Origin of the sequence: uncultured Chloroflexus sp. (assembly GCF_937129525.1) — a bacterium.
GTDB lineage: Bacteria > Chloroflexota > Chloroflexia > Chloroflexales > Chloroflexaceae > Chloroflexus.
Genome location: NZ_CAKZNK010000083.1, coordinates 43,773 through 63,676, shown reverse-complemented (window position 1 = coordinate 63,676; position 19,904 = coordinate 43,773). Strand labels below are relative to the sequence as shown.

The following is a 19,904-nucleotide window of genomic DNA, read 5'->3' as shown; positions in this document are numbered from 1 at the left end:
CAGCACCGCTTCGCCCCTACCTCCCTACTCCCGGCTATCGGCTATAAGCTATCGGCTATCGCCAAACGCGCATGCCGCACTCTGGCAGATGGAGGGCGCAGCACCGCTTCGCCCCTACCTCCCTACTCCCGGCTATCGGCTATAAGCTATCGGCTATCGCCAAACGCGCATGCCGCACCCTGGCAGATGGAGGGCGAAGCATCGCTTCGCCCCTACACCCTACTCCCGGCTATCGGCTATCGCCTATCAGCTATCGGCTATCGGCTATCGGCTATCGCCAAACGCGCATGCCGCACTCTGGCAGATGGAGGGCGCAGCACCGCTTCGCCCCTACACCCTACTCCCGGCTATCGGCTATCGCCTATCGGCTATCGGCTATCAATTGTATCGTTGCGAGATCTTCACTATTTACCCCTTCTGAATGAAAGCCTCTTTACAAATTGATACATTATCTCTATAGTGACATATCATATAATATTCACAGCTTCTCATACAACAATGCAATGCGGCAGTAGCTGATACCGATCGACTCAACACCTGGCTGTTCCCACCTTGCAAACCGCTGCATCAACTAGTTCGAGGAGATGAGCCATGCGCTTCGTGTTTATGTGTATCGAAGCCAACAACGCTCCCGCCTTGCGACAGGCGGCAGCGGCAATCGAACGCGAATACGGTCTGCGACTGGCAATTGATTTCTTCACTCCGCCCGATATGCGTACTGCTGCCGACTGGGAACGGCTGGCAACGGCAGTCAGACAAGCCGATTTCGTTTTCGGCTCGATGCTGTTTGGCGAAGAGTATGTGCGACCGTTGAGCGAGATCCTTGCCGAAACACGCTGCCCGGTCTGCATGATTATGAGCAGTCCATCGCTGATCAGGCAAACCCGCATTGGTAAGTTCGATCTGCGCCCCAAGCCGACCACTGAGCAGAGCGCATTTCGTCAATGGTTGAGCCAGTTTCAGCCCAAGCACGGCCACGGCGAAATTCAACGCCAGATGTCACTGGTTCGCGGCTTGAGCAAGATGCTGAAGTTTTTGCCCGGCAAAGCGCGCGACATTCACACCTATGTAATGGCGCACCAGTTTTGGGCTGCCAGCACTCCGGAAAATCTGCGTCGGTTGCTGTTACTGCTGATTGAACGGTATGTTCCCGGTTACAAGGGCAAGCTACCAGTACTTGATCCGCAAGATATTCCCGAGATGGGTATCTTTCACCCCGATGCGCCAACGCCGTTCGCCGATGTCGCCACGTATCGGGCCTGGCGACGCAAACAACGCACCCGGTTTACTTCGGGCACAGTCGGCCTGTTGACGATGCGTCCATTTGCTCTGTCAGGCAACAGCGCTCACCTCAACGCGCTGATTCGCGCGCTTGAGGCGCGCGGCATCGAAGCACGTGCCGCTTACAGTCCAACCCTTGACATGCGTCCCACCGTCGAGCGTTTCTTCGTTGATACCAGTAGCGCTCGTCGTGGCGAGCCGGCTGCTGATGTCGATCTGCTCGTGAATACAACCGGTTTCGCGCTCGTGGGTGGGCCAGCCAGCACCGATCCGGCGCAGGCCAGCGCAATGCTTGACCAGCTAGATACACCTGTGCTCGATCTCTTCCCGCTAGTGTTTCAACATATCGAGCAGTGGCGCGCTGATGACCGCGGGATCGCTCCCTTCCAACTGGCGTTAAATGTTTCGTTGCCTGAGCTTGACGGCGCAACCGATCCACTGGTGATCGGCGGGATGCCACGTGGTCGCGAGGATGTCATTCCATTACCCGCCGAGATTGAGCTGGCAGCCGATCGGATTGCAGGGCGGGTAGCGCTGCGCCATACGCCACTGGCGGAACGGCGGATCGCGATCACGCTCTTTAACTTTCCTCCCAACCTCGGCAATGCCGGCACTGCCGCGTATCTCGATGTCTTCGCCAGCGTTTTCCGTCTGATGCAAGAGCTGCGCGCCGCTGGCTATACCGTTGAATTACCATCCAGCGCCGATGACCTGCGCCGACTGGTCGTCGAAGGTAATGCATTGCTGCACGGCACCGATGGCAATGTCGCCGATTCGCTCCCGGTTGAGGAGTATCGACGCCTCTTCCCGGATTATGTCGATATTGAGCCATACTGGGGGCCGGCTCCCGGTCAGTTGCTTAGTGACGGTAAACGACTGCACATTCTTGGACGCCGTTTCGGAAATGTGTTTGTCGGCCTGCAACCCAGCTTCGGCTATGAACGCGACCCGATCCGCTTGCTCATGAGCAAGGATGCAGCGCCACACCACGGCTTCGCCGCCTATTACGTCTGGTTACGCCACGTCTTCAAGGCTCACGCGGTACTCCATTTCGGCACGCACGGCGCGCTCGAGTTTATGCCCGGTAAGCAGGCCGGTTTGAGCGCCCGGTGTTGGCCGATGCGTCTGCTGGGTGGCTTGCCCAATTTCTACTACTACTGTGTCAACAATCCCAGCGAGGGAAGCATCGCTCGCCGACGCGGTATGGCCACGTTGATCAGCTATCTGGTGCCGCCGGTGCAGCAGGCCGGTCTGTATAAAGGTCTACGCGCGCTCAAAGATAGTATCGACCGGTACCATTCCAATCCTGATCCGACCCTGATTGATGATCTACGTGCCCAGGCTGAGGCATTGAATCTGGTAGTGAGCGGAGAAGGCGATGCATATGTGGCGGCCCTTAGCCACGAGTTGTTGCAGGTCGAGCAGCGTATGATCCCGGTGGGTCTGCACGTGCTAGGTCAGCCACCACAGGCGAGCGAGCAAGTTGATGTGCTCAGTCTGATCGCTGCGTTTACCCGCGTTCCCCGCGGTCAGCAGCAGTCGCCGCTTGAGCCGCTGCCTCACATCGTTGGCCGCGCGCTCGGCGTCGATTATGCCGCTCTTACCGGACGACTACGCCACGATCCGGCTGCGCAGATGCAATACCGTCAGATTGAAACGATCTGCCGCGCCGCCGTGACTGCGCTGGTCGAACGTGGCACCGGTCACGCTGCCGATGAGGTACTGATGCGGATGGCGAAGATCCCAGCCGGGCAGCTTGCGCCACTTTGGGAATATCTGCTTGATATTCAGCGCCGTCTGACAACCGAACGTGAGATCAGTAGCCTGCTGCGTGCCCTCAATGGGGGTTATGTCCTGCCTTCGGCGGGCAATGATGTGGTGCGCAATCCGTCGGTTGTGCCAACCGGTCGCAACATCCATTCGTTCGATCCGTTCCATGTACCGTCGCCAGCCGCCGCTGCAGCCGGTATGGCCGTCGCCAACGAGCTGATCGAGCGGGTGCGGGCCGAGCAAGGCTCGTACCCTGAAACGGTAGCGATGGTGCTCTGGGGTACCGATAATATCAAAACAGAAGGTGAAGGCATTGCGCAGGCGCTGGCGCTGGTCGGCGCACGCGCCGTCGCCGATGAGCTGGGGCGGATTACCACAGTTGAGCTGATCCCACTCGCCGAGCTGGGCCGTCCCCGGATCGATATCGTGCTGACAGTTAGTGGCATCTTCCGCGATCTGTTCGCTGCTCAGGCAGCCCTGCTCGACCGCGCCATCCGCATGGCAGCCACTGCTGACGAACCACCCTCGCAAAACTTTGTGCGCGCGCACGCGCTGGCGCAGGCGGCTGAATTGGGCTTGAGCGTAGAAGCAGCGGCAACCCGCATCTTCTCGAATGCCTCCGGTAGCTATGGGGCTAATGTGAACCATCTGGTAGAGAGTAGCACGTGGGAGGAAGACGGCCAGTTGGCCGAAGCGTTTATCACCCGCAAGAGCTTTGCATTTCAACCTGGCGGTGAGTGGAGCGAGGCGCGAGCCGTTATGGAAAAGGCGCTGGCAACGGTGAGCGTCACCTTCCAAAATGTCGATAGTGTCGAGAATGGGATCAGTGACATTGATCACTACTACGAATACCTCGGCGGCCTGACCAAGAGTGTGGAAAAAGTGCGTGGCACGCGGCCATCAGCGCTTATGGGAGAAGTAGCTGAACTGGTTACACCGGGTGCCAGCCGCGTGCGTTCACTGGAACAGATGGTGCGGATCGAGAGTCGGGCCAAGTTGCTCAATCCGAAGTGGTACGAGGGAATGCTCAAGCACGGTTATGAAGGCGTGCATGAGATTGAGATTCGGGTGAGTAATACCTTCGGTTGGAGCGCAACTGCCAGGGCAGTCGATGACTGGGTGTATCAGGGAGTCGCCGAAACATACCTTCTCGATCCAGAGATGCGCGAGCGGCTGGCCCGTCTCAACCCGCATGCAACTGCCGGCATTGCCGGTCGCCTGCTCGAAGCGCACAGCCGCGGCTTCTGGCAGGCTGACGAGGCGACGCTAGAGCAGTTGCGCGAGATCTATGCCGATCTTGAAGATCGATTGGAAGGAGTGCGCTAGGATCATAACGCCATGTCGTTGGCGACGCATGCAATGTATCGGGATGGTTCCCGCAACCGGTCACTGGCGAAATGATGGAATGATGAATACCCGACACCGGATGATGGACGATGGATACCCGACGCTGGATGATGATGGATGATGGATGCCCGACGCCGGATGATGGATGACGCCGGATGAATGATGGATGACGCCGGATGAATGATGAATGACGTACCGTAGGGGCGAATAATTATTCGCCCCTACGGTACGTTACAATACGGCCCATCCCGGCACAATACGATCCATCCCGGCACAATACGATCCATCCCGGCACAATACGGCCCATCCCGGCACGCCCCGGAACGGTCGTTGGCGACGCATGCGCAATGTATCGGGATGGTTCCCGCAACCGGTCACCGGCGAAATGGGGGCAATGTATTGCTTTGCTACTTGACACACCGCCACCGCTCCACTACACTGGCAAGGCACAATCGGCGCCAGAAAGGGATCGGCGCATGGCACGAATCGTAGCAGTCATCAATCTCAAGGGCGGCATCGGGAAAACCACAACCGTCGTCAACCTGAGCGCCGGACTTGCCCTGAAAGGCGCTCGTGTGTTGTTGATCGACATCGATGCCCAGGGCAATCTGGCGATGGCGCTTGGCGTGCGCTCGCCGCGCACCCTCTACGAAGCAATTGTCGATCACAAACCGCTTGCCGACCTGCGCATCACCGCTCGCCCCAACCTCGACCTCGTCGCTGCCGATGAATCGCTGCTTCTTGCCCAGCAAGCGATGGCCGGTCGCGCCGATTGGGTTCGCGTGCTTGAACAACTGGTACGACCACTGCGCCAGGAATACGACTTCATCTTTTTCGATTGCGGCGGATCATTGACAGTGCTCAACCAGAATGCGCTGATTGCAGCGACCGAAATTATCGTGCCGACAACGGTTGAACCATTCTCAGTGGCTGGTCTGGAGAAACTGATTACCCAGATCGGGCGCATCAAGGGCAGTACTGGCGTAGTGCGCGCAATCATTCCTACCATGGTCGATCCGCGCATGAAGCAATCGATCCAACTGCTGGCCCACCTCAACCGCATTTATGGACGACTGGTCATGCCACCGGTGCGGATCAATGTGCGTCTATCGGAAGCCTCGGCAGTCGGGAAAACCATCTACGAGCACGATCCGCGCTCGCGTGGCGCACTTGATTACGCTCAAATTGTTGAATTATTAAGTAAAGAGTGGAATTTTCAACCAGCATCATCATCGCCTGCGCGCTCACCTCAGATTCGCGCGATTGCAGGCGTGCCCCGCGGCGAACCGTTAGTGACCGGCGACGGTGAAGAGCAGATGAGCGCATGCCCCAACTGCGGGCATGCGCTACAACGAGCGACAGTTGCCGGTTATCGAATCACCTACTGCCTGAACTGCCGCTATCGCCGCCAGGAGCTAATTCGCAACGAGCGGTAGTCCATATCGGGGATGGACGATACTCGTTTGCCATGAGTACGCGCTCCCGCTGACCTGTTGAGATGGCGCTCAGCGCAGAGATCTCATGAGAGAGTGGGGCTGGCTATCACCGCGCGACTCAAGAGAAGCGAGCAACCCCGGCATCTGAGCCGGCCTGACGACTACGCACATAATCGATGGCAGCCGCCAGATCGCTGTAGACGCGCGAAATCGGCAACTCAACGCCAAGGCTCACCATTGTTTGGGCAACTTCTGGCCGCACGCCAACCAACGCTACTTCGGCCCCCAACAAGCGCACACTCTGTACCAGTTGCACCAGGCCGGCAGCGATCTCGGTATCGATCACCGGCACCCCGGTCACATCGAGAATGAGCCAGCGCGCTCGTTGACGTTCGATCTGCTCAAGGGCTTGTTGCACAATCATACGCAGCCGGTCGTGATCGATGACACCCACCAGTGGCATCACCAGCGCATCTTTTCCGACCGGCAAGACCGGCACGCTAAGCTGGCGAATCACGTCACGCTGAGCAATCACTTCGGCCAGCAAGCGATCTTGCTGCATGGCGCGCGCTTCCAATTCCTGCATCGCCTCCTGTAAGGCTTCTGTCTGCATCCGCACCCGCGCGTCAAGATCGGTATTGAGTGCCTGCAATTGTCCGGCTGTTTGCCTGGCCGATTCCAGTGCTGCGCGTAAGCGGCGATGTAACGCTTCGTTGCCGGCGCTCTGAACAAAACCAATCACAGCCACAAAACTATTCAGCACAATAGCTGTTTGAATGAGATCACGCGCGGTTAACCCGGTTGGCGTTGGCGCTCCTCTCAACCAAAATGTCAATAAACCGAGCGATACGATACCAAATACAATGACAAGATGGTATAACCGCAAAATAGTGACCGCCAACAATACCGGTATAGCCAAAAACATAGTTACAGGGCGTTGCGGATTAATCACCGAAGCCCCAATTGTCCCTATCAATGAAGCAATAACGACTATCCATCCAGCCAGATCAACCCGCCCTTGACGGGCTATGAGGATAGTGCTACCATACAAAACTACCGCAAGTAGGACAGGAATCAGAAGTTCAAACAGAAAGGAGAACGATAATAACACATTAAAAAACACCAGCACATTAATAACAATTAAACCCAGCGCAATAATGATAATATTGCGCCCACGCTGGCGGATCTCTTCATCGGTAGAGCGAACGTCGAGCAGGTTGTTGATAAAGGTTTGCATCATTATCATTGTAGTTGAGAATGACGGTTGCAAAAGTGACTGGCTACAAATTATAATGGCATGGCAGTTTTTTGACAAATCATTTACCTTTCCAATCATGTATGCGCCTGTTACCATTCGATCCGCTCCTCGCTCTCACGCGCCTGATCGGAATAGCGCTGGCAATCAGTGGGATATTGCTGCTTATTCCTGTCCAACGCCAGCCATTCACAACCGCCAACGGTTTGATCCTCGTTGATGGTTTAAGCTGTCTTGCGCTTGGCACTGCCGGATTGCTGGTTGTGGCGGCGCCGGTTCATGCGAGACGGATAGGCCAGCTCTTCGCATTAGGCGTTGCGATCGTAAGCGGACACCTCGGCGGGTTAGCGTTAGGTTTGTTGCTGGTATGCTTTCTGTCCGAACATATATGGAATCGTTTAGCCGGCATAGGATTGGCCAGCGGATACCTGCTGATTGGCTGGTTTGCTTCATCGTGGCGTCTGCCGTTCAGTGGTGATGGACTGAATAGCGTCAGTTTCCTCTTACTATTGACCGGAGCAGCGCTTGCAAGCGGAGCGCTCGATCTGCCATCGGATCAACCGGTGACATTAGATCCGCTGGTAGCGCTGGCGGGGTTTGCTGCCTTGCTGCGACTGTTTAGCGTCGGGCCATGGAATCTGGGCTGGCAACTGGCAACATTGCTGGTCGGTGTGGCGCTGGCACTTAGCGCAGCATGGCGTGCAGTGAATGCTCTTGAACCATCGTCCGCTGAAGAGTGGATACAGCGCAGCATTGGCGGACTGATTCTAGCCGCTACTGGCTGCGCGTCACCGGCTGGCGTGGTGGCCGCTGGCCTGTTGCTGTGGCACGTTAGCTTGCGTCGGCTGGCCCAACCTGCTGCCGGTACGAATGCCTGGGCCGGCTGGTTGCTGGCCGGCGCTGTGCCGGGAAGTCTGGGATTCGTCGCTCTCTGGTCGGTCAGCGCTGCCGCGATGACGGCTGGCGTGGCGGCGCTGGCAATGGGGGTGTGGGCAGCAGCGTTGTTGCTCATGCTGGCGGCTGGCCGCCAGATTACCGGCTCCGGTCGATGGCGTAGCACAACAGGCGCGCTGGTTGGGCTGGCTCTTGGCCTCCTTGCGCCGATACTGACCCGCTGGATGCTCCGTCCGCTCAGCGATCATTTGCAAGGTGGCCTCACCCCATATGGCGCCATCGAACCGTGGGGATGGGCCGGATTGCTGGCGCTCAACGCTGCATCGCGCACCACAGCGACCGCTCCTGGCCTGGCTTTGTTGGGATTGATGATCGTGATCGGCGCGCTGGCCTGGGTACTGAGTCGCTGGCGCAAATGGATCTAAGTGATGGCTTAGACTGGCTGATTTGAGCAATTTTCGGAAACAAAGACTTCTTTCCACAGGCTATCATTATGCTTCCCGAACGGAACGAGTTGTAAAACTATGAGCGATCTCCTCGGCGCAATCGGTCAGGCATGGCCGCGCCTGCTGTGCTATCCCGGTGGCGTCAGCGCAGCGCTGGCGGCGCTGCTGCTGGCGCGATTGCGCGGTGTTCGTCTGATTGACCCTCCGTCGGCAAACAGGCTCATCGACCTGATCTTGCCTCTTGGGGCGATCAGCCTGCTCCCCCTGCCGCTAGCAACTACTTTCCCGTACAGTCTCGATCTGCCAACTGCGCTGACTCTGCTCATCTGGCCTGGGTTGCGCCGCGCGGCTACTGAACGTCACTCTGCGCATCAACTAAGCGTGTATCTTCCCCTTGTTCTGGGAGGTATCGCGCTGTCCAGCGCCACCGCAACATTCGATCTCGGCGGTCTACTGCGCTGGCCGGCAGAACCAACCCGGCAGGCGACATTATTGCTTGGCGCCGCCGCATGGATCGTCGCCGTGCCGCGCATTGCGCCGCCATCGCCTGATGCAGCCATGGTCTGTAGTGGCCTGGGATTGATGTTAATCGGCACGCTACCCCTTATCGCTGCACTCAACGCCACACCGCTCGCCGACTCTGCGCCAGCCTGGCTGATTGCAGCACTCGCTGTCTGCATTGCTACTGGCGCCTTGATCGGCGCCGGTCGTTTACCTGAATGGGCAGTGCAGCTTCTAGCAGGTCTGGCGCTGGTGTCGGCTGGTGTGGCAGCAGTCGAGATGCGTTGATCGCTCCATGAAACCGGAACGACGCGAGGGCTTGCTTTGCGCGCTGAGGCCCCCGCTCCCCGATAGCCATTGTGTGCCGCTGACCCCCAATCACAAATCAATAGCTCCCTGACTCTGCCGGGAAGAGGATCAAGCGGGAAGCATTTGGCGGGGAGGATCACCAGGTAGGGGAAACGAGCCTTGTCTCACGCGGCATCAACTGAACGGTAGCCACCGTTGCCGTGGGGATGGAAGGTTTCACTCAAATTAGCGATGATCGTGCGCGCCAGACTCAGCTCTGAGCGTAACAGGCGGCGCAAACTCTGCGAGTCACGATCTTCCCACTGCTCGAAGAGATCGACCATCGTTGAGCTAACCAACTGCACTGTCTCCAATTCCACGCGCTGTCCCGCCGGCTGATAGATCCGACGCACTTCAACAGCTACCGGTTCAACATCGTTGATCTCTGTCGGGAAATGGCGCTCGAAAGCATGATATACCGCGCGCTGAAACATGCGCACCAGCTCAATATCGCTACGTTCGCGATGATTGGTCAGCGTGACGGTATAGGTCATGGTCAACTCGAGCGGATCGGCGGGCAAATCACGACCTTCGCTGATCAACTGATGCACTGGCGACCAGGTAAAATGTATCTCTAGCCACGGCGGCATCGTGGCCAGCGTCAGCGGCTCGCCGTGTTCGGGGAAGAGTTCAATCTTGCAGGTACGATCGTGCGTGGCCGGAATGACGCTCTCTATCAGCGCATGTTCGTGAAGACCTGCGCTCAGCCATGCATCTTCCAGCGCCAGCACGAGATCGTCATACGTTACCATCAAATCCACTCCTTAGAAACGGTATTATAACCGTTCGATTGTACCCCACTCTGTCAACGATAGCAACCTCCATTTGGAGGACAGTTTCTGATATTACTGTAGCACGAGAATTTCGTTGTTGCGCCATAATTCCGTGAAGAATCATTACCTGCCGCGCTGGACGACGCGGCTGACAACAATGCGACTTAAGAAGCCAGGCGGCGCAATTGTACCGGATCAACCAAAATGATAGCATCATCAGCGATACGGATGAGATTGGCTTCGCGCATATCACCCAACGCTTTGGTAACCGTTTCGCGATAGGCGCCGATCATTTCGGCCAATTGTTGATGCGTATAGCGCACGAGCGTTGCCGGCGCTGCGCCATCAACAGGATCACCGGCCAGATCGAGCAAGAGCGCGGCCAGACGTTGTGGCACACTCTTGAAGGCAATGTCGGCCAGTCGCTGCTCCATCGCGCGCAGGCGCGTACCCATCAGTTCCATCAGATCGATAGCGGCGCGGGGTTGACGACCGAGAAAGGATCGCAATACTTCGCGGTCGATACGTGCCACCACGCAATCGGTCATTGCTTCAGCGCACGTATCATGGATGCCATCACCGATCAGGGCCATCTCGCCAAACAGACTGGGAGGATGCAGTACCAGTAAGGTCAGCGCCCGACCCTCTGGCGAGAGTTTATAGATCCGCACACGACCCTGCTGCAAGAAAAACACATACCTGCCAATCTCATTCGGCATATGAAAAATGTGACCGGCAGGATACGAGTCGGTTTGCAGGAACGCCTCCAGATCAGCGTGTGCCGCCGGATCGAGATCGGGGAAAAGAGCGTGTAAACCGGTCATGATCGTGCTTCCTCAGCCACAAAGCGCGTCCCACCATCGCGCAAACCGGCCAGATTCACAATGCGCGCGCTTGTTGCGCCCCGGCTGAGAGCGGCCAGCGCCGAGCGCACCTTTGGGATCATTCCGCCGGTGATCGTACCCCGCGCGATATGCGCTTCGACCGCCGCAGGAGTCAGGATCGGCGCGATCTGACCATCAATGAATACCCCTGGCACATTGCTGACAAAGACCAATTCGGCGCCGGGCAACGCTCCGGCGATCGCTTCAGCTACCATATCGGCATTGACGTTGTAACTCAGACCGTCGGCCTGTCCCATGGCAACCGGCGCAATGACCGGCAGCCAACCTGCTGCAAGGAGATGGCGCAAGACCTCGCTATCAACAGCAGTCACGACCCCGACCCGGCCCAGATCGCGGCCATTAGGACGGTACGGCTCACAGCGCAGCAAACCGAGATCCAGTCCGCTCAGGCCGATTGCGCGCATTCCGGCATTGACGAAAGTCGTCACGATACGCTTGTTGATCGTACCGCAGACAACCATCTGCATAATATTCATCACTTCGGGTGAGGTCACGCGCAAACCATCAACAAATTCTACCGCCAGGCCAGCCTGCAAAACGGCTTCGTTGATCTCTTTGCCTCCGCCATGCACCAGCACAACCGGTTGGCTCATTGCTCGCAGCGCTGCGGCGATGCCGGTCAAAAATGCGGGATCGTCGAGTTCGTGCCCGCTGACCTTGATAACACTGACTGCATTCATTGCTTCACCTTGCTTGCCTGGACAGACTGCAATATAGCGATTCGCACTATTTTCGCGCCTCTAACGCTTTTTCGGATTGGCGAAGCTGGATGACCACCGGCAAGATTACCTCATCGATGCATGCCCGGTAACCAGATACTGCAACTGCTGTATACGCAGCGCCAGATCGGCTCCGTTGCGCTCGGCCAGCGCCTGCTGGTAATGCAGCGTGCTCCAGATTGGGATTAGCGGCATCGCGGCGGCAAGGCCGATCACCCAGGCAACAGCGCTGAGACCGCGGGTCAGCGGATGTTCGGCACCCAGTAGCAGACCGAAGGGAGCCGGTAACAAAACGCCAACTGTTAACGTGACAATCGTTGCCACTACGCTAAAAATCAGCGCAGCGCAGAGAAAAACAAGCATATTATAGGCGAAACGACGAAAGAGTAGACTCCACGATAGCCCGATTGCCTGAGTCAGGGAAATAGAATCATCGAGCACCGGTTGGACGGCATAGAGCGCCGCGATCAGGCTGGAACCACACAGCACCAGGTACAGGTAGTATGTCAGTATCGCTGCCACAATAACCAGTGGAAAGAGCAAGACGAACGCAGTGAGGCTACTTGTAGTACTGGTGATAACAGCCAGCGAAAAGAACACCATACAGCCAATAACGCTGAACAATACACCGCCTGCCGTCAAAACAATAAAGCCCCAGATGAATGTTAGAACGCTGCCATACCCAAACGCTATCAGCCAGCGCCCGATCCGGGGCCAACGCCAGATAATTCCAGCTATTGATAGTGGTTGACCGGCGAGCGCAACGCTAGTCGCTTGCGTCAGTGGCGGGATCATGAGCAACGAGGTTAAGAGCAAGCCAAATACGACCAGCAGGAAATCGGTGAACGTGGCGTCGCTTAGATCGCCAATTGAGAAAAGCAGACTGAACGTGACCAGCATAGCCGGCAAACTGAACAAACCTGCCAGCCCGGCAAAGACGATCAGGTGGCGACGGTAGAGGCTCACGCCGGTATCAAGCAGGCTGAAGACCTCCTGTAGGGTTGTGCGAAACGCCTGGCGCATCCCGTGATCTCCGTATTCAATGGATTCAAGCAAGCCGATCTGCTTCGCCGATCAGGCGCAGCAATTCCGCTTCACGCAGATCGGTGCGGCGCAATTCCGTCAACATCCGGAGTAACGCTTCCTGATCGACGGGGCGAACGGCAGCCAGCGCAGAGACAAAAGCCTGATCGTCAAGCGTCGTCGCCAGTCCATACGGCTGGCCAAGCCGCCGTCGTAGCGTCTGCCGATAGTGTTCCGCAGCATACGAGAGATGCCCGGCCCGACGCAGCATGCCGGCGACGCTGTCGATGTATTCGATGCTGCTACGGCGAGCCGCTTCGCTGCGCAACGGCAGAGGACGAGCAAAACGGCGACTACCGGCCAGGATAAACAAACCAACCACTACCACGCTATAGATGATAGCCCAACCTGCCGGATGACTCAGCAGCAACGCGCGCAGATCGGCTGTTGATCCAAAGCCATGATGAAATTCGTCAAACACGATCTGTTTCCCGGCAGGTAATCGACGCAGCAGATTGAGAATCAGGGCCGCCGATTCTGGCTCGCGCAACCCTTCATTTGTGAACGGATAGAGGCTCGCGACGGCGATGACGTAGCCATCTCCGTAGCGCTGACCGACAATGATCGGCTGCGCATCGGCCACTGCCAGCGGCGCAAAGGCCGGCAGCGGCGCTAATGATGCTACCGCCACTCCTGTCTGCACGGAAACCTGCTCAATGGGTGGCGCGCCAAGAGCGGGATGCAATACTTCAGCGGTGGTCACAAACCGTCCCATCCGCTCAAGCTTGAGATCAAATGCAGCCAGTAATGGCGATACATTGCTGCGCGGGTCAGGCACATTATCGGCAACCACCAGCACACCACCCGCTGCCACCCATGTCGTTACCTGGGCAACCTGATCCGGTTCGTAGCGCTCACTCGGCCCTAACACAAAGAGCATCCCATCACGCGCGTTCAGAGTAAATGGCCGATAAGCCAGTCGTTCCACCTCTTCGTACACCCGATTCAGCCAACGGTAAAGGGCCAGGGTACCATTGTCGTCGCTACTAAACGATGTCGCGCGCGCGTCGAAGAAGCGCTGACCGCTCTTCTGCTCGACATTGAAGGCGGCAAACAGCGCCAATCCGACGAAAAGGAGGCCAAGCACGATCAATTCAAGTCGCAGCTTCATTGCTTGTTCCCGCCTGCCTGGTTAACGATTGAACCGCCGCTACCTGTTCTTCGTAACGCGCAAACGCCTGATCGTCGATTGGTCGAAAACCATACCATACGGCGTCAAAAGTTGCGATAACCGGTTCGAGCAGGTCACGCGCTGGCGACGAAGACCGCAGCCGTTGCAAGTATTCGCGATTGGTAAGCGAACGGTCATAGCGCAATACACCCTGTTCATTGAGCCAGAGCAAGGCAGCGAGATAGAGATAGCGCACTGCGCTGCGCCGATCGCTGGCCTGACGCGCTGCCGCAGCCAGGCGCTGCGCTTCGCTAACTGTGACCGGATCGTCCGTCGCCTCAGCAGGAGCCTTGACCGGCGCGCGCAACACCCGGCGCGCGCCGCGCGCCCAAAAGATGATCACTCCACCAAGCAGCATTGCGGCAACGATCAATCCGATCTGGACGAGTGGGGTAAGACCGGAGATCGCTTCCGGTTCGTTAGCAACAGGCACTTCCGGCACTTCAGGCATCAATTGGGCGAACCACTCGAGCAGCCAGTTTAAGAAATGAGTCAGCCAGCTCTCATCACGGGTCTGGTTAAAGGGAGGCTCATTCAACACCTGCTCCCATTGTTGCAATGCCGTTGCCGGGACTCCGTGTTCGGGCATAGCAAGCGCATCGATCAACGCGCCTAATCGCGCCGCAATGGCCGGCAGATCGGGATCGCGTTGCGCCAATGCCTCTGCCAGCCAGCGCTGATCGACACGCGCGATCTGGCCGTCAGGCATCTGTACCCGATTGATCGGGATCAGTTCGCGCGCCAGGACCTGAAGATCGAGAAGATCGCCACGTTGCGCCGCAGCATAGGTTGCCCGCAGCAGACGGTCGTAATCGGCCAGAGAAACCTCAGCCGGCTGTGCCGCCACCGGCGTCGTCCATCCACACCAGGCGACGAAGAGGATGATAAACCACAGATGGATTCGCATTTTTCATCCTTGACCGTCAGAAAACTTTACGTTATAGTAAAAACAAGTACGTGACAAAAGCTGTGCAACAACGTCTTGTGGGAGGATCACCCATGGGCCCGCAACGTCGGGAAAAGCTAAACGGCATCTGGATCTCTGATGTCTCTATTCGCCAGCCAGTCTTCATCACCATGGTGATGCTGGCGTTCATCACGTTCGGTATTCTCTCATTCCGCTCCACCCCCGTCAACCTGTTACCGGAAATTGATGTTCCCATTATCGCGGTCAGCGTGACGTACCCTGGCGCCGGCCCGGAAAGCGTGGTTGACCAGGTCGTGCGGCCGATCGAGAACGCGGTCAATACCCTGGCCGGTTTGCAGCACATCACTGCGCAGGCCAATGAAGGCTCGGCCTTGATCATCCTTGAGTTCGAAGCCGGCAATGATGCCAGACAGCTTGAAGAGGATGTGCGACAGCGCGTCAATAGTATCTTACCGCAATTGCCGCGCGATGTGCGCCAGCCGGTCTTCCAGCGCTTTGACCCCAACCAATCGCCGATCATGCAGATCGCTGTTGCCGATACAGGTGGTCGGACTCCGCTCGAGCTGCGTACCCTGATCGAAGACGAGATTGTGCCCCGGATTCAGCGCGCGCCCGGCGTGGGATCGGTAACGGTGAGTGGTGGACAGCAACGCCAGATCAATGTCTGGCTCGATCTGACAAAGTTGCAGGCCTACGGTTTGTTGCCGGCGCAGGTGAGTCGGTCATTGCAGCAGGCTAACGCCGATCTCGGTCTTGGTACGCTGGTCGAGAATAATACAGAGATCAGTTTGCGCGTGCCATCGTTGCTGCGAAGCGTTGAAGATATTGCCAATGTGCAAATTTCAGGCACTCCCTACCGGGTCAGCGATGTGGCAGTGGTTGAGGAGGGTGTTGCCGATGTTACAACTATCTCACGCTTGAACGGCAATGAGGCAATTATCCTGAACGTGCTCAAACAGTCGGGTGCCAATACTGTCACAGTGGCCGATAACGTGTATGAAGCGCTCGATCAGGCCTTTGCCGCCTTCCCCGAACTGACCTATACCATTCCGCTCGACACTTCGGAAGCGGTGCGCTCATCGGTGCTTTCATCGCTCGAAGAGTTGATGTTTGCATCGATTGCGGCGTTTCTCGTAGTGTGGTTCTTCTTCGGCAATTTGCGCAGTACGATCATCACGATGGCCGGTCTACCGGTCATTCTGATCGGCACGTTCATCTTTATGCCGATCTTTGGCTTAACGATCAATCTCGTCACCCTGCTGGCCCTCTCGCTCTGCGTCGGTCTGGTGATCGATGATGCGATTGTTGTGCGTGAGAATATTTTCCGCCACCTCGAACGGGGTGAAAGTCCGCGAGTCGCCTCATCACGCGGCACGTGGGAAGTTGCGCTCTCAGTGGTGGCAATGACTCTTACCATCGTGGCCGTCTTCGTTCCGGTCACATTTGCCGAAGGCGTGGCCGGCATTGTTTTCAAGTCGTTCGGCCTCGTGGTCTCGATTGCTATCCTGCTCTCGCTGGCCGAAGCATTTACGTTCGCGCCGATGATGTCGGCCAACCTCTTCCCCAATATCAAGATCAAGCCCAAGCCTCATCATGGGAAGCATGAGCCGATTGTCGAAGTGCCAATCTCTGATGAAGTGAGTGAACGCGACATCGGCCTGTTACAAGAGGCGAACGAAGATCCCGGTCGGCTAGGACGCTGGTATGGTAAACTGCTCGCCTGGACACTGGCCAGTTTGCGCAACCAGTTCATCGTTGTTGGTGTCGCAATTGGTGTGCTGGCGCTGAGTGTCTGGGTCGCCAGCGGTCTCAAGCTGACTTTCTTCCCCGAACAGGATCCGCACGAGTTTGTGATGCGGTTTGAAGCTGCGCCAGGAACGACTCTCGCTGAAACCGACCGTCTGGCCCGCCAGGCCGAGCAAATCCTGTTGAGCGATCCGGCAGTTGAGAATGTCATTGCCCGTGTTGGCGCAGCCGGCTTCCCGGAGCGAGCTGAGTTTTCCGTGACCCTGGTGGGTCGCACGCCGACATTGCCGACGCAGGAGCGTTTGCGCGACCAATTGGACTTTTTGCCGCGTCTGAGCTTCTCGGTGCCGAGCTTCCAGCCCTCTAGCGCCGGTGTGGAAGGGCGCGAACTGCAGGTCAGTCTTCAGACGACACGACCTGCTACTGAGCTGGCGCCGCTCGTCGAGGCAATTAAGCGCGAGATGGCATCGGTGCCGGGGTTAGTCGATATTGATAGTAATTTGCAGGTTGGCAAGCCCGAGTTGCGCCTGCGCGCCGATCCGGCTCGCATTGGCGAACTGGGTATTACAAATGAGGATATTGCCACGTCGGTGCGCGCGCTAATCAACGGTGACCGCGCGACGGTACTGCGCAATAACGGTAGCGATACCGATGTGGTTGTGCGACTGGCACCTCAAGATCGGACAGGGGTTGAGACGCTCGGCGCGATTAGCATTCCCACGCGCGCCGGTGTGGTGCCGCTTAGCTCGCTCGGCACAGTTGAGCTGGCTTCGAGTCAGGTCTCGATCCGCCGCTACGACCGACTCAACCAGGTGCTGATCGGCGCCAATCTCGAAGGGGTCAATCTGACCGATGCCCAGGCAGCCGTGCAGGCCCGACTCGATGCGCTGAATATTCCGGCTGATGTGATCGTCAGCTATGTCGGTACCTTTGCCCAGACCAATGAAGGCTTCTCGTCGCTATACCTCGCGATGGGTTTGTCGGTACTCTTCGTCTACATGGTACTGGCCTCACAGTTCGGCAGCTTCACCCAGCCGCTGGTGATTATGATGGCAATGCCGTTCAGCTTCATCGGCGCGTTCCTGGCCTTGCGCCTGGTCGGCATCGATCTTGACATCACCGGCATGATCGGTCTGATCATGTTGCTCGGTCTCGTGGTGAAAAACTCGATTCTGCTGGTTGACTTTACTAACCGGTTGCGCGATCTCGGCCTCGATAAGCATTCGGCCCTCAAGCTCGCCGGCGCGATCCGGTTGCGCCCAATCTTGATGACGGCGCTCTCGCTAGTAGCTGGCGCAATGCCGACAGCGCTGGGCATTCACTTGCTGGCAACCGGTGAAGGGAATGAGTTCCGTAAAGGGCTGGCATGGGTCTTGATCGGCGGTATGTTGACCTCGACGCTGCTGACATTGCTGGTGGTGCCGACGGTGTATAGCCTGATGGATGCGGCAGTGACGTGGTTGAAGCGGCGCTTTAGCGGCGCGCAAGCCCACGAAGGGTTCGAGTTGCCGGCTCCTGGCCCCGGCGTGACGATTACATCGGCTCCGACCGGCGGATCGGCGCTGACCCGACCGGCGCCAGCAAGCCCGCCAACTACGCCGGCAACACCCGCCAGTGAACCATCGGCAGACTAGCGTAGAAGAAAAAGGGGTGGGAGTACGCCGTTTGCCGGTCGCTCCTTCCCCCTTTTCCTGATTATCTGTAATTTGCCAGCCATTTTGTGACAGGAGTAAACGCACAATGCGAAGAGTGGTTGCATCAACAGTGATCGGCGGCGCTCTGGCGCTACTGGCCGCCTGCGCTGCTCCGGCCCCTGCGCCGACTGCCGTCCCCACGGCTGCGGCTGAGACGCGCCCAACGGCGGTTCCTTTACCCACTACCGCGCCGGTCACTACCATCGATTTGGCGGGCGCGCCCGCCATCAGCCTCGGCGTTACCGCTAGCGGCGAAGTCGTTGCTCGCAGCAGTGCCGATCTGAGCTTCCGCATCCCCGGTGTGGTGGCCGAGGTTTTCGTCGAGGAGGGTGATCGGGTGAAGGCCGGCGATCCGCTGGTTGCCCTTGATGCCCGTGAACTGGAATTGCAGGTTGCGCAGGCTGAAGCCAGTCTGGCCCAGGCTCAGGCCAACTACGAACGGTTGATCGAGGGCGCTACGCCAGAAGAGATTGCGGCAGTACGCGCGCAGGTGGCGCAGGCGCAGGCTGCGTTGCGACAAGCGCGCGGTAGCGTGACCGACGCCGATCTTGCTGCTGCCGAAGCCGCGCTGGCACAGGCCGTTGCGCGGCGTAACGATCTGCTCGATGGGCCGAGCGATGCCGACCTGACGGCAGCGCGAGCCACTGTTGAGCAGGCGGAAGCAAACCTGAACATTCAGCGCACCAATCTCTCGGCGGCGAAGTCAAATGCAGAATTGCAGATGCTTCAGGCGGCCAATGCGTTGCGCGACGCTCAACAGGCGTACTCTGATCTGTACTGGGATAATCGCGAACGCGAGCAGCAACTGGCAAAGTTTGGCCTTGAACTGCCGAAAGAAGCGAAGGACGCTGAAGAGCAACTGTTACGCGCCGTTGAGTCGGCAGAGGCGCGGTATAAGCAGGCGCAACTGGCTTACGAACAGGCCCGTCAGAACGAGATCGACGGAATTGCAGCGGCGGAAGCGCAGGTGCGCGCGGCGCGTAGCAATTTGCAGCGCCTGCTCGATGGGCCTACCGCCGATCTGATCGCGGCGGCTGATGCGGCAGTGGCGCAGGCCCAGGCCACGCTCGAACGCTTGCGCGGCGAGCAGCGGGAAGGCGCGCTGGCGGCAGCGCAGGCTGGTGTCGCCGCGGCCCAGGCCAATCTTGAACGGATTACCGCTCCACCGACGCGCCAAAACCTCATCGCAGCCGAGGCCGCCGTCAAGATCGCAGAAGCGGCCCTCAATGCTGCCAGATTGAACCTCGAAAAGGCAGTATTGCGCGCGCCGTTTGATGGAATTGTAGCCAGAGTGAATGTTGATCCCGGCGATCTGGCCGGTACCGGCGCGCTTCCCGCCGTCCAGATTGTCGATATGAGTGAATTGCACGTTGAAGCTGCAATCAGTGATACCGATGTATCGCGTGTGCGCGAAGGTCAGTCGGTTGAAGTGCGGGTTGATGCGTTGCCCGGCACGGTCTTCCAGGGTACTGTTGACTTTATTGCTCCCATTGCCAATGTCGTCGGCAATGTGCGCACCTTTACCGTGCGGGTCAAGCTGAATGAGCAGGAAGGATTGCGCGCCGGCATGAGCGTTCGGATTACGATCCTCACCGATCGCTAAGACG

General features: G+C 58.0%; 15 protein-coding genes. 7 read left to right on the top strand and 8 right to left on the bottom strand.

Features of this window, described 5'->3' with window-relative positions; all coding sequences use genetic code 11:
- Both Q0650_RS10605 and Q0650_RS10600 read left to right on the top strand, forming a co-directional pair.
- Nucleotides 1-444, top strand: a 444-nt coding sequence (locus Q0650_RS10605; protein WP_298818749.1) for a hypothetical protein, incomplete at its 5' end; no start/stop codon positions are given.
- Between the two features lie 147 nt (nt 445-591).
- Nucleotides 592-4,377 (top strand): magnesium chelatase subunit H, encoded by a 3,786-nt coding sequence (locus tag Q0650_RS10600; RefSeq protein ID WP_298818747.1) that lies wholly within the window; start codon nt 592-594, stop codon nt 4,375-4,377.
- 252 nt (nt 4,378-4,629) lie between these two features.
- Here the strand turns inward: Q0650_RS10600 and Q0650_RS10595 are convergent, their stop codons facing one another.
- On the bottom strand, nt 4,630-4,818 hold the full coding sequence (locus Q0650_RS10595) for a hypothetical protein (RefSeq protein WP_298818745.1): 189 nt from the start codon (nt 4,816-4,818) through the stop codon (nt 4,630-4,632).
- A 56-nt stretch (nt 4,819-4,874) separates the two neighbouring features.
- Here Q0650_RS10595 and Q0650_RS10590 point away from each other — a divergent pair, with 56 nt between their 5' ends.
- The gene (locus Q0650_RS10590) at nt 4,875-5,834 is read left to right on the top strand and encodes an AAA family ATPase (protein WP_298818743.1); all 960 of its coding nucleotides are present in this window, start codon (nt 4,875-4,877) and stop codon (nt 5,832-5,834) included.
- Nucleotides 5,835-5,952: 118 nt separating this feature from the next.
- Here Q0650_RS10590 and Q0650_RS10585 read toward each other — a convergent pair whose 3' ends face one another.
- Entirely contained in the window at nt 5,953-7,071 is a 1,119-nt protein-coding gene (locus Q0650_RS10585) for an STAS domain-containing protein (protein ID WP_298818741.1), read from the bottom strand.
- A 101-nt stretch (nt 7,072-7,172) separates the two neighbouring features.
- Between Q0650_RS10585 and Q0650_RS10580 the strand changes: the two genes are divergently transcribed.
- Both Q0650_RS10580 and Q0650_RS10575 read left to right on the top strand, forming a co-directional pair.
- Nucleotides 7,173-8,408 (top strand): hypothetical protein, encoded by a 1,236-nt coding sequence (locus tag Q0650_RS10580; RefSeq protein ID WP_298818739.1) that lies wholly within the window; start codon nt 7,173-7,175, stop codon nt 8,406-8,408.
- A 99-nt stretch (nt 8,409-8,507) separates the two neighbouring features.
- Nucleotides 8,508-9,218 carry a hypothetical protein gene (locus Q0650_RS10575; RefSeq protein ID WP_298818738.1) on the top strand — a complete coding sequence of 237 codons (711 nt, stop codon included), beginning with the start codon at nt 8,508-8,510 and terminating at the stop codon, nt 9,216-9,218.
- Nucleotides 9,219-9,403: 185 nt separating this feature from the next.
- Here Q0650_RS10575 and Q0650_RS10570 read toward each other — a convergent pair whose 3' ends face one another.
- The 6 genes from Q0650_RS10570 to Q0650_RS10545 form a co-directional block, all read right to left on the bottom strand.
- The gene (locus tag Q0650_RS10570; RefSeq protein WP_298818736.1) at nt 9,404-10,030 is read right to left on the bottom strand and encodes a hypothetical protein; all 627 of its coding nucleotides are present in this window, start codon (nt 10,028-10,030) and stop codon (nt 9,404-9,406) included.
- A gap of 185 nt (nt 10,031-10,215) precedes the next feature.
- Nucleotides 10,216-10,875 carry a Crp/Fnr family transcriptional regulator gene (locus Q0650_RS10565; RefSeq protein WP_298818734.1) on the bottom strand — a complete coding sequence of 220 codons (660 nt, stop codon included), beginning with the start codon at nt 10,873-10,875 and terminating at the stop codon, nt 10,216-10,218.
- Nucleotides 10,872-11,636 carry an acetylglutamate kinase gene (gene argB / locus Q0650_RS10560; RefSeq protein ID WP_298818732.1) on the bottom strand — a complete coding sequence of 255 codons (765 nt, stop codon included), beginning with the start codon at nt 11,634-11,636 and terminating at the stop codon, nt 10,872-10,874. The genes Q0650_RS10565 and argB overlap by 4 nt, the downstream gene beginning before the upstream one ends.
- Nucleotides 11,637-11,741: 105 nt before the next feature.
- Nucleotides 11,742-12,731 carry a hypothetical protein gene (locus tag Q0650_RS10555; protein WP_298818730.1) on the bottom strand — a complete coding sequence of 330 codons (990 nt, stop codon included), beginning with the start codon at nt 12,729-12,731 and terminating at the stop codon, nt 11,742-11,744.
- A complete protein-coding gene (locus tag Q0650_RS10550) occupies nt 12,724-13,869 on the bottom strand; it encodes a DUF4350 domain-containing protein (RefSeq protein ID WP_298818728.1) in 1,146 nt (381 codons plus the stop codon). The genes Q0650_RS10555 and Q0650_RS10550 overlap by 8 nt, the downstream gene beginning before the upstream one ends.
- The gene (locus tag Q0650_RS10545; protein WP_298818726.1) at nt 13,853-14,836 is read right to left on the bottom strand and encodes a DUF4129 domain-containing protein; all 984 of its coding nucleotides are present in this window, start codon (nt 14,834-14,836) and stop codon (nt 13,853-13,855) included. The genes Q0650_RS10550 and Q0650_RS10545 overlap by 17 nt, the downstream gene beginning before the upstream one ends.
- Nucleotides 14,837-14,928: 92 nt before the next feature.
- Between Q0650_RS10545 and Q0650_RS10540 the strand changes: the two genes are divergently transcribed.
- Nucleotides 14,929-18,237 (top strand): efflux RND transporter permease subunit, encoded by a 3,309-nt coding sequence (locus Q0650_RS10540; RefSeq protein WP_298818724.1) that lies wholly within the window; start codon nt 14,929-14,931, stop codon nt 18,235-18,237.
- A gap of 106 nt (nt 18,238-18,343) precedes the next feature.
- Nucleotides 18,344-19,900 carry an HlyD family secretion protein gene (locus Q0650_RS10535; protein ID WP_298818722.1) on the top strand — a complete coding sequence of 519 codons (1,557 nt, stop codon included), beginning with the start codon at nt 18,344-18,346 and terminating at the stop codon, nt 19,898-19,900.
- The last annotated feature ends 4 nt before the right edge of the window (nt 19,901-19,904 follow it).

What these genes read in the sequence shown, in the direction of transcription:
- Q0650_RS10535 (WP_298818722.1), top strand. Translation starts at nt 18,344, where the DNA reads ATGCGAAGAGTGGTTGCATCAACAGTGATCGGCGGCGCTCTGGCGCTA.
- argB (WP_298818732.1), bottom strand. Translation starts at nt 11,636, where the DNA reads ATGAATGCAGTCAGTGTTATCAAGGTCAGCGGGCACGAACTCGACGAT.
- Q0650_RS10575 (WP_298818738.1), top strand. Translation starts at nt 8,508, where the DNA reads ATGAGCGATCTCCTCGGCGCAATCGGTCAGGCATGGCCGCGCCTGCTG.
- Q0650_RS10540 (WP_298818724.1), top strand. Translation starts at nt 14,929, where the DNA reads ATGGGCCCGCAACGTCGGGAAAAGCTAAACGGCATCTGGATCTCTGAT.
- Q0650_RS10580 (WP_298818739.1), top strand. Translation starts at nt 7,173, where the DNA reads ATGCGCCTGTTACCATTCGATCCGCTCCTCGCTCTCACGCGCCTGATC.
- Q0650_RS10545 (WP_298818726.1), bottom strand. Translation starts at nt 14,836, where the DNA reads ATGCGAATCCATCTGTGGTTTATCATCCTCTTCGTCGCCTGGTGTGGA.
- Q0650_RS10570 (WP_298818736.1), bottom strand. Translation starts at nt 10,030, where the DNA reads ATGGTAACGTATGACGATCTCGTGCTGGCGCTGGAAGATGCATGGCTG.
- Q0650_RS10590 (WP_298818743.1), top strand. Translation starts at nt 4,875, where the DNA reads ATGGCACGAATCGTAGCAGTCATCAATCTCAAGGGCGGCATCGGGAAA.
- Q0650_RS10550 (WP_298818728.1), bottom strand. Translation starts at nt 13,869, where the DNA reads ATGAAGCTGCGACTTGAATTGATCGTGCTTGGCCTCCTTTTCGTCGGA.
- Q0650_RS10600 (WP_298818747.1), top strand. Translation starts at nt 592, where the DNA reads ATGCGCTTCGTGTTTATGTGTATCGAAGCCAACAACGCTCCCGCCTTG.
- Q0650_RS10565 (WP_298818734.1), bottom strand. Translation starts at nt 10,875, where the DNA reads ATGACCGGTTTACACGCTCTTTTCCCCGATCTCGATCCGGCGGCACAC.
- Q0650_RS10585 (WP_298818741.1), bottom strand. Translation starts at nt 7,071, where the DNA reads ATGCAAACCTTTATCAACAACCTGCTCGACGTTCGCTCTACCGATGAA.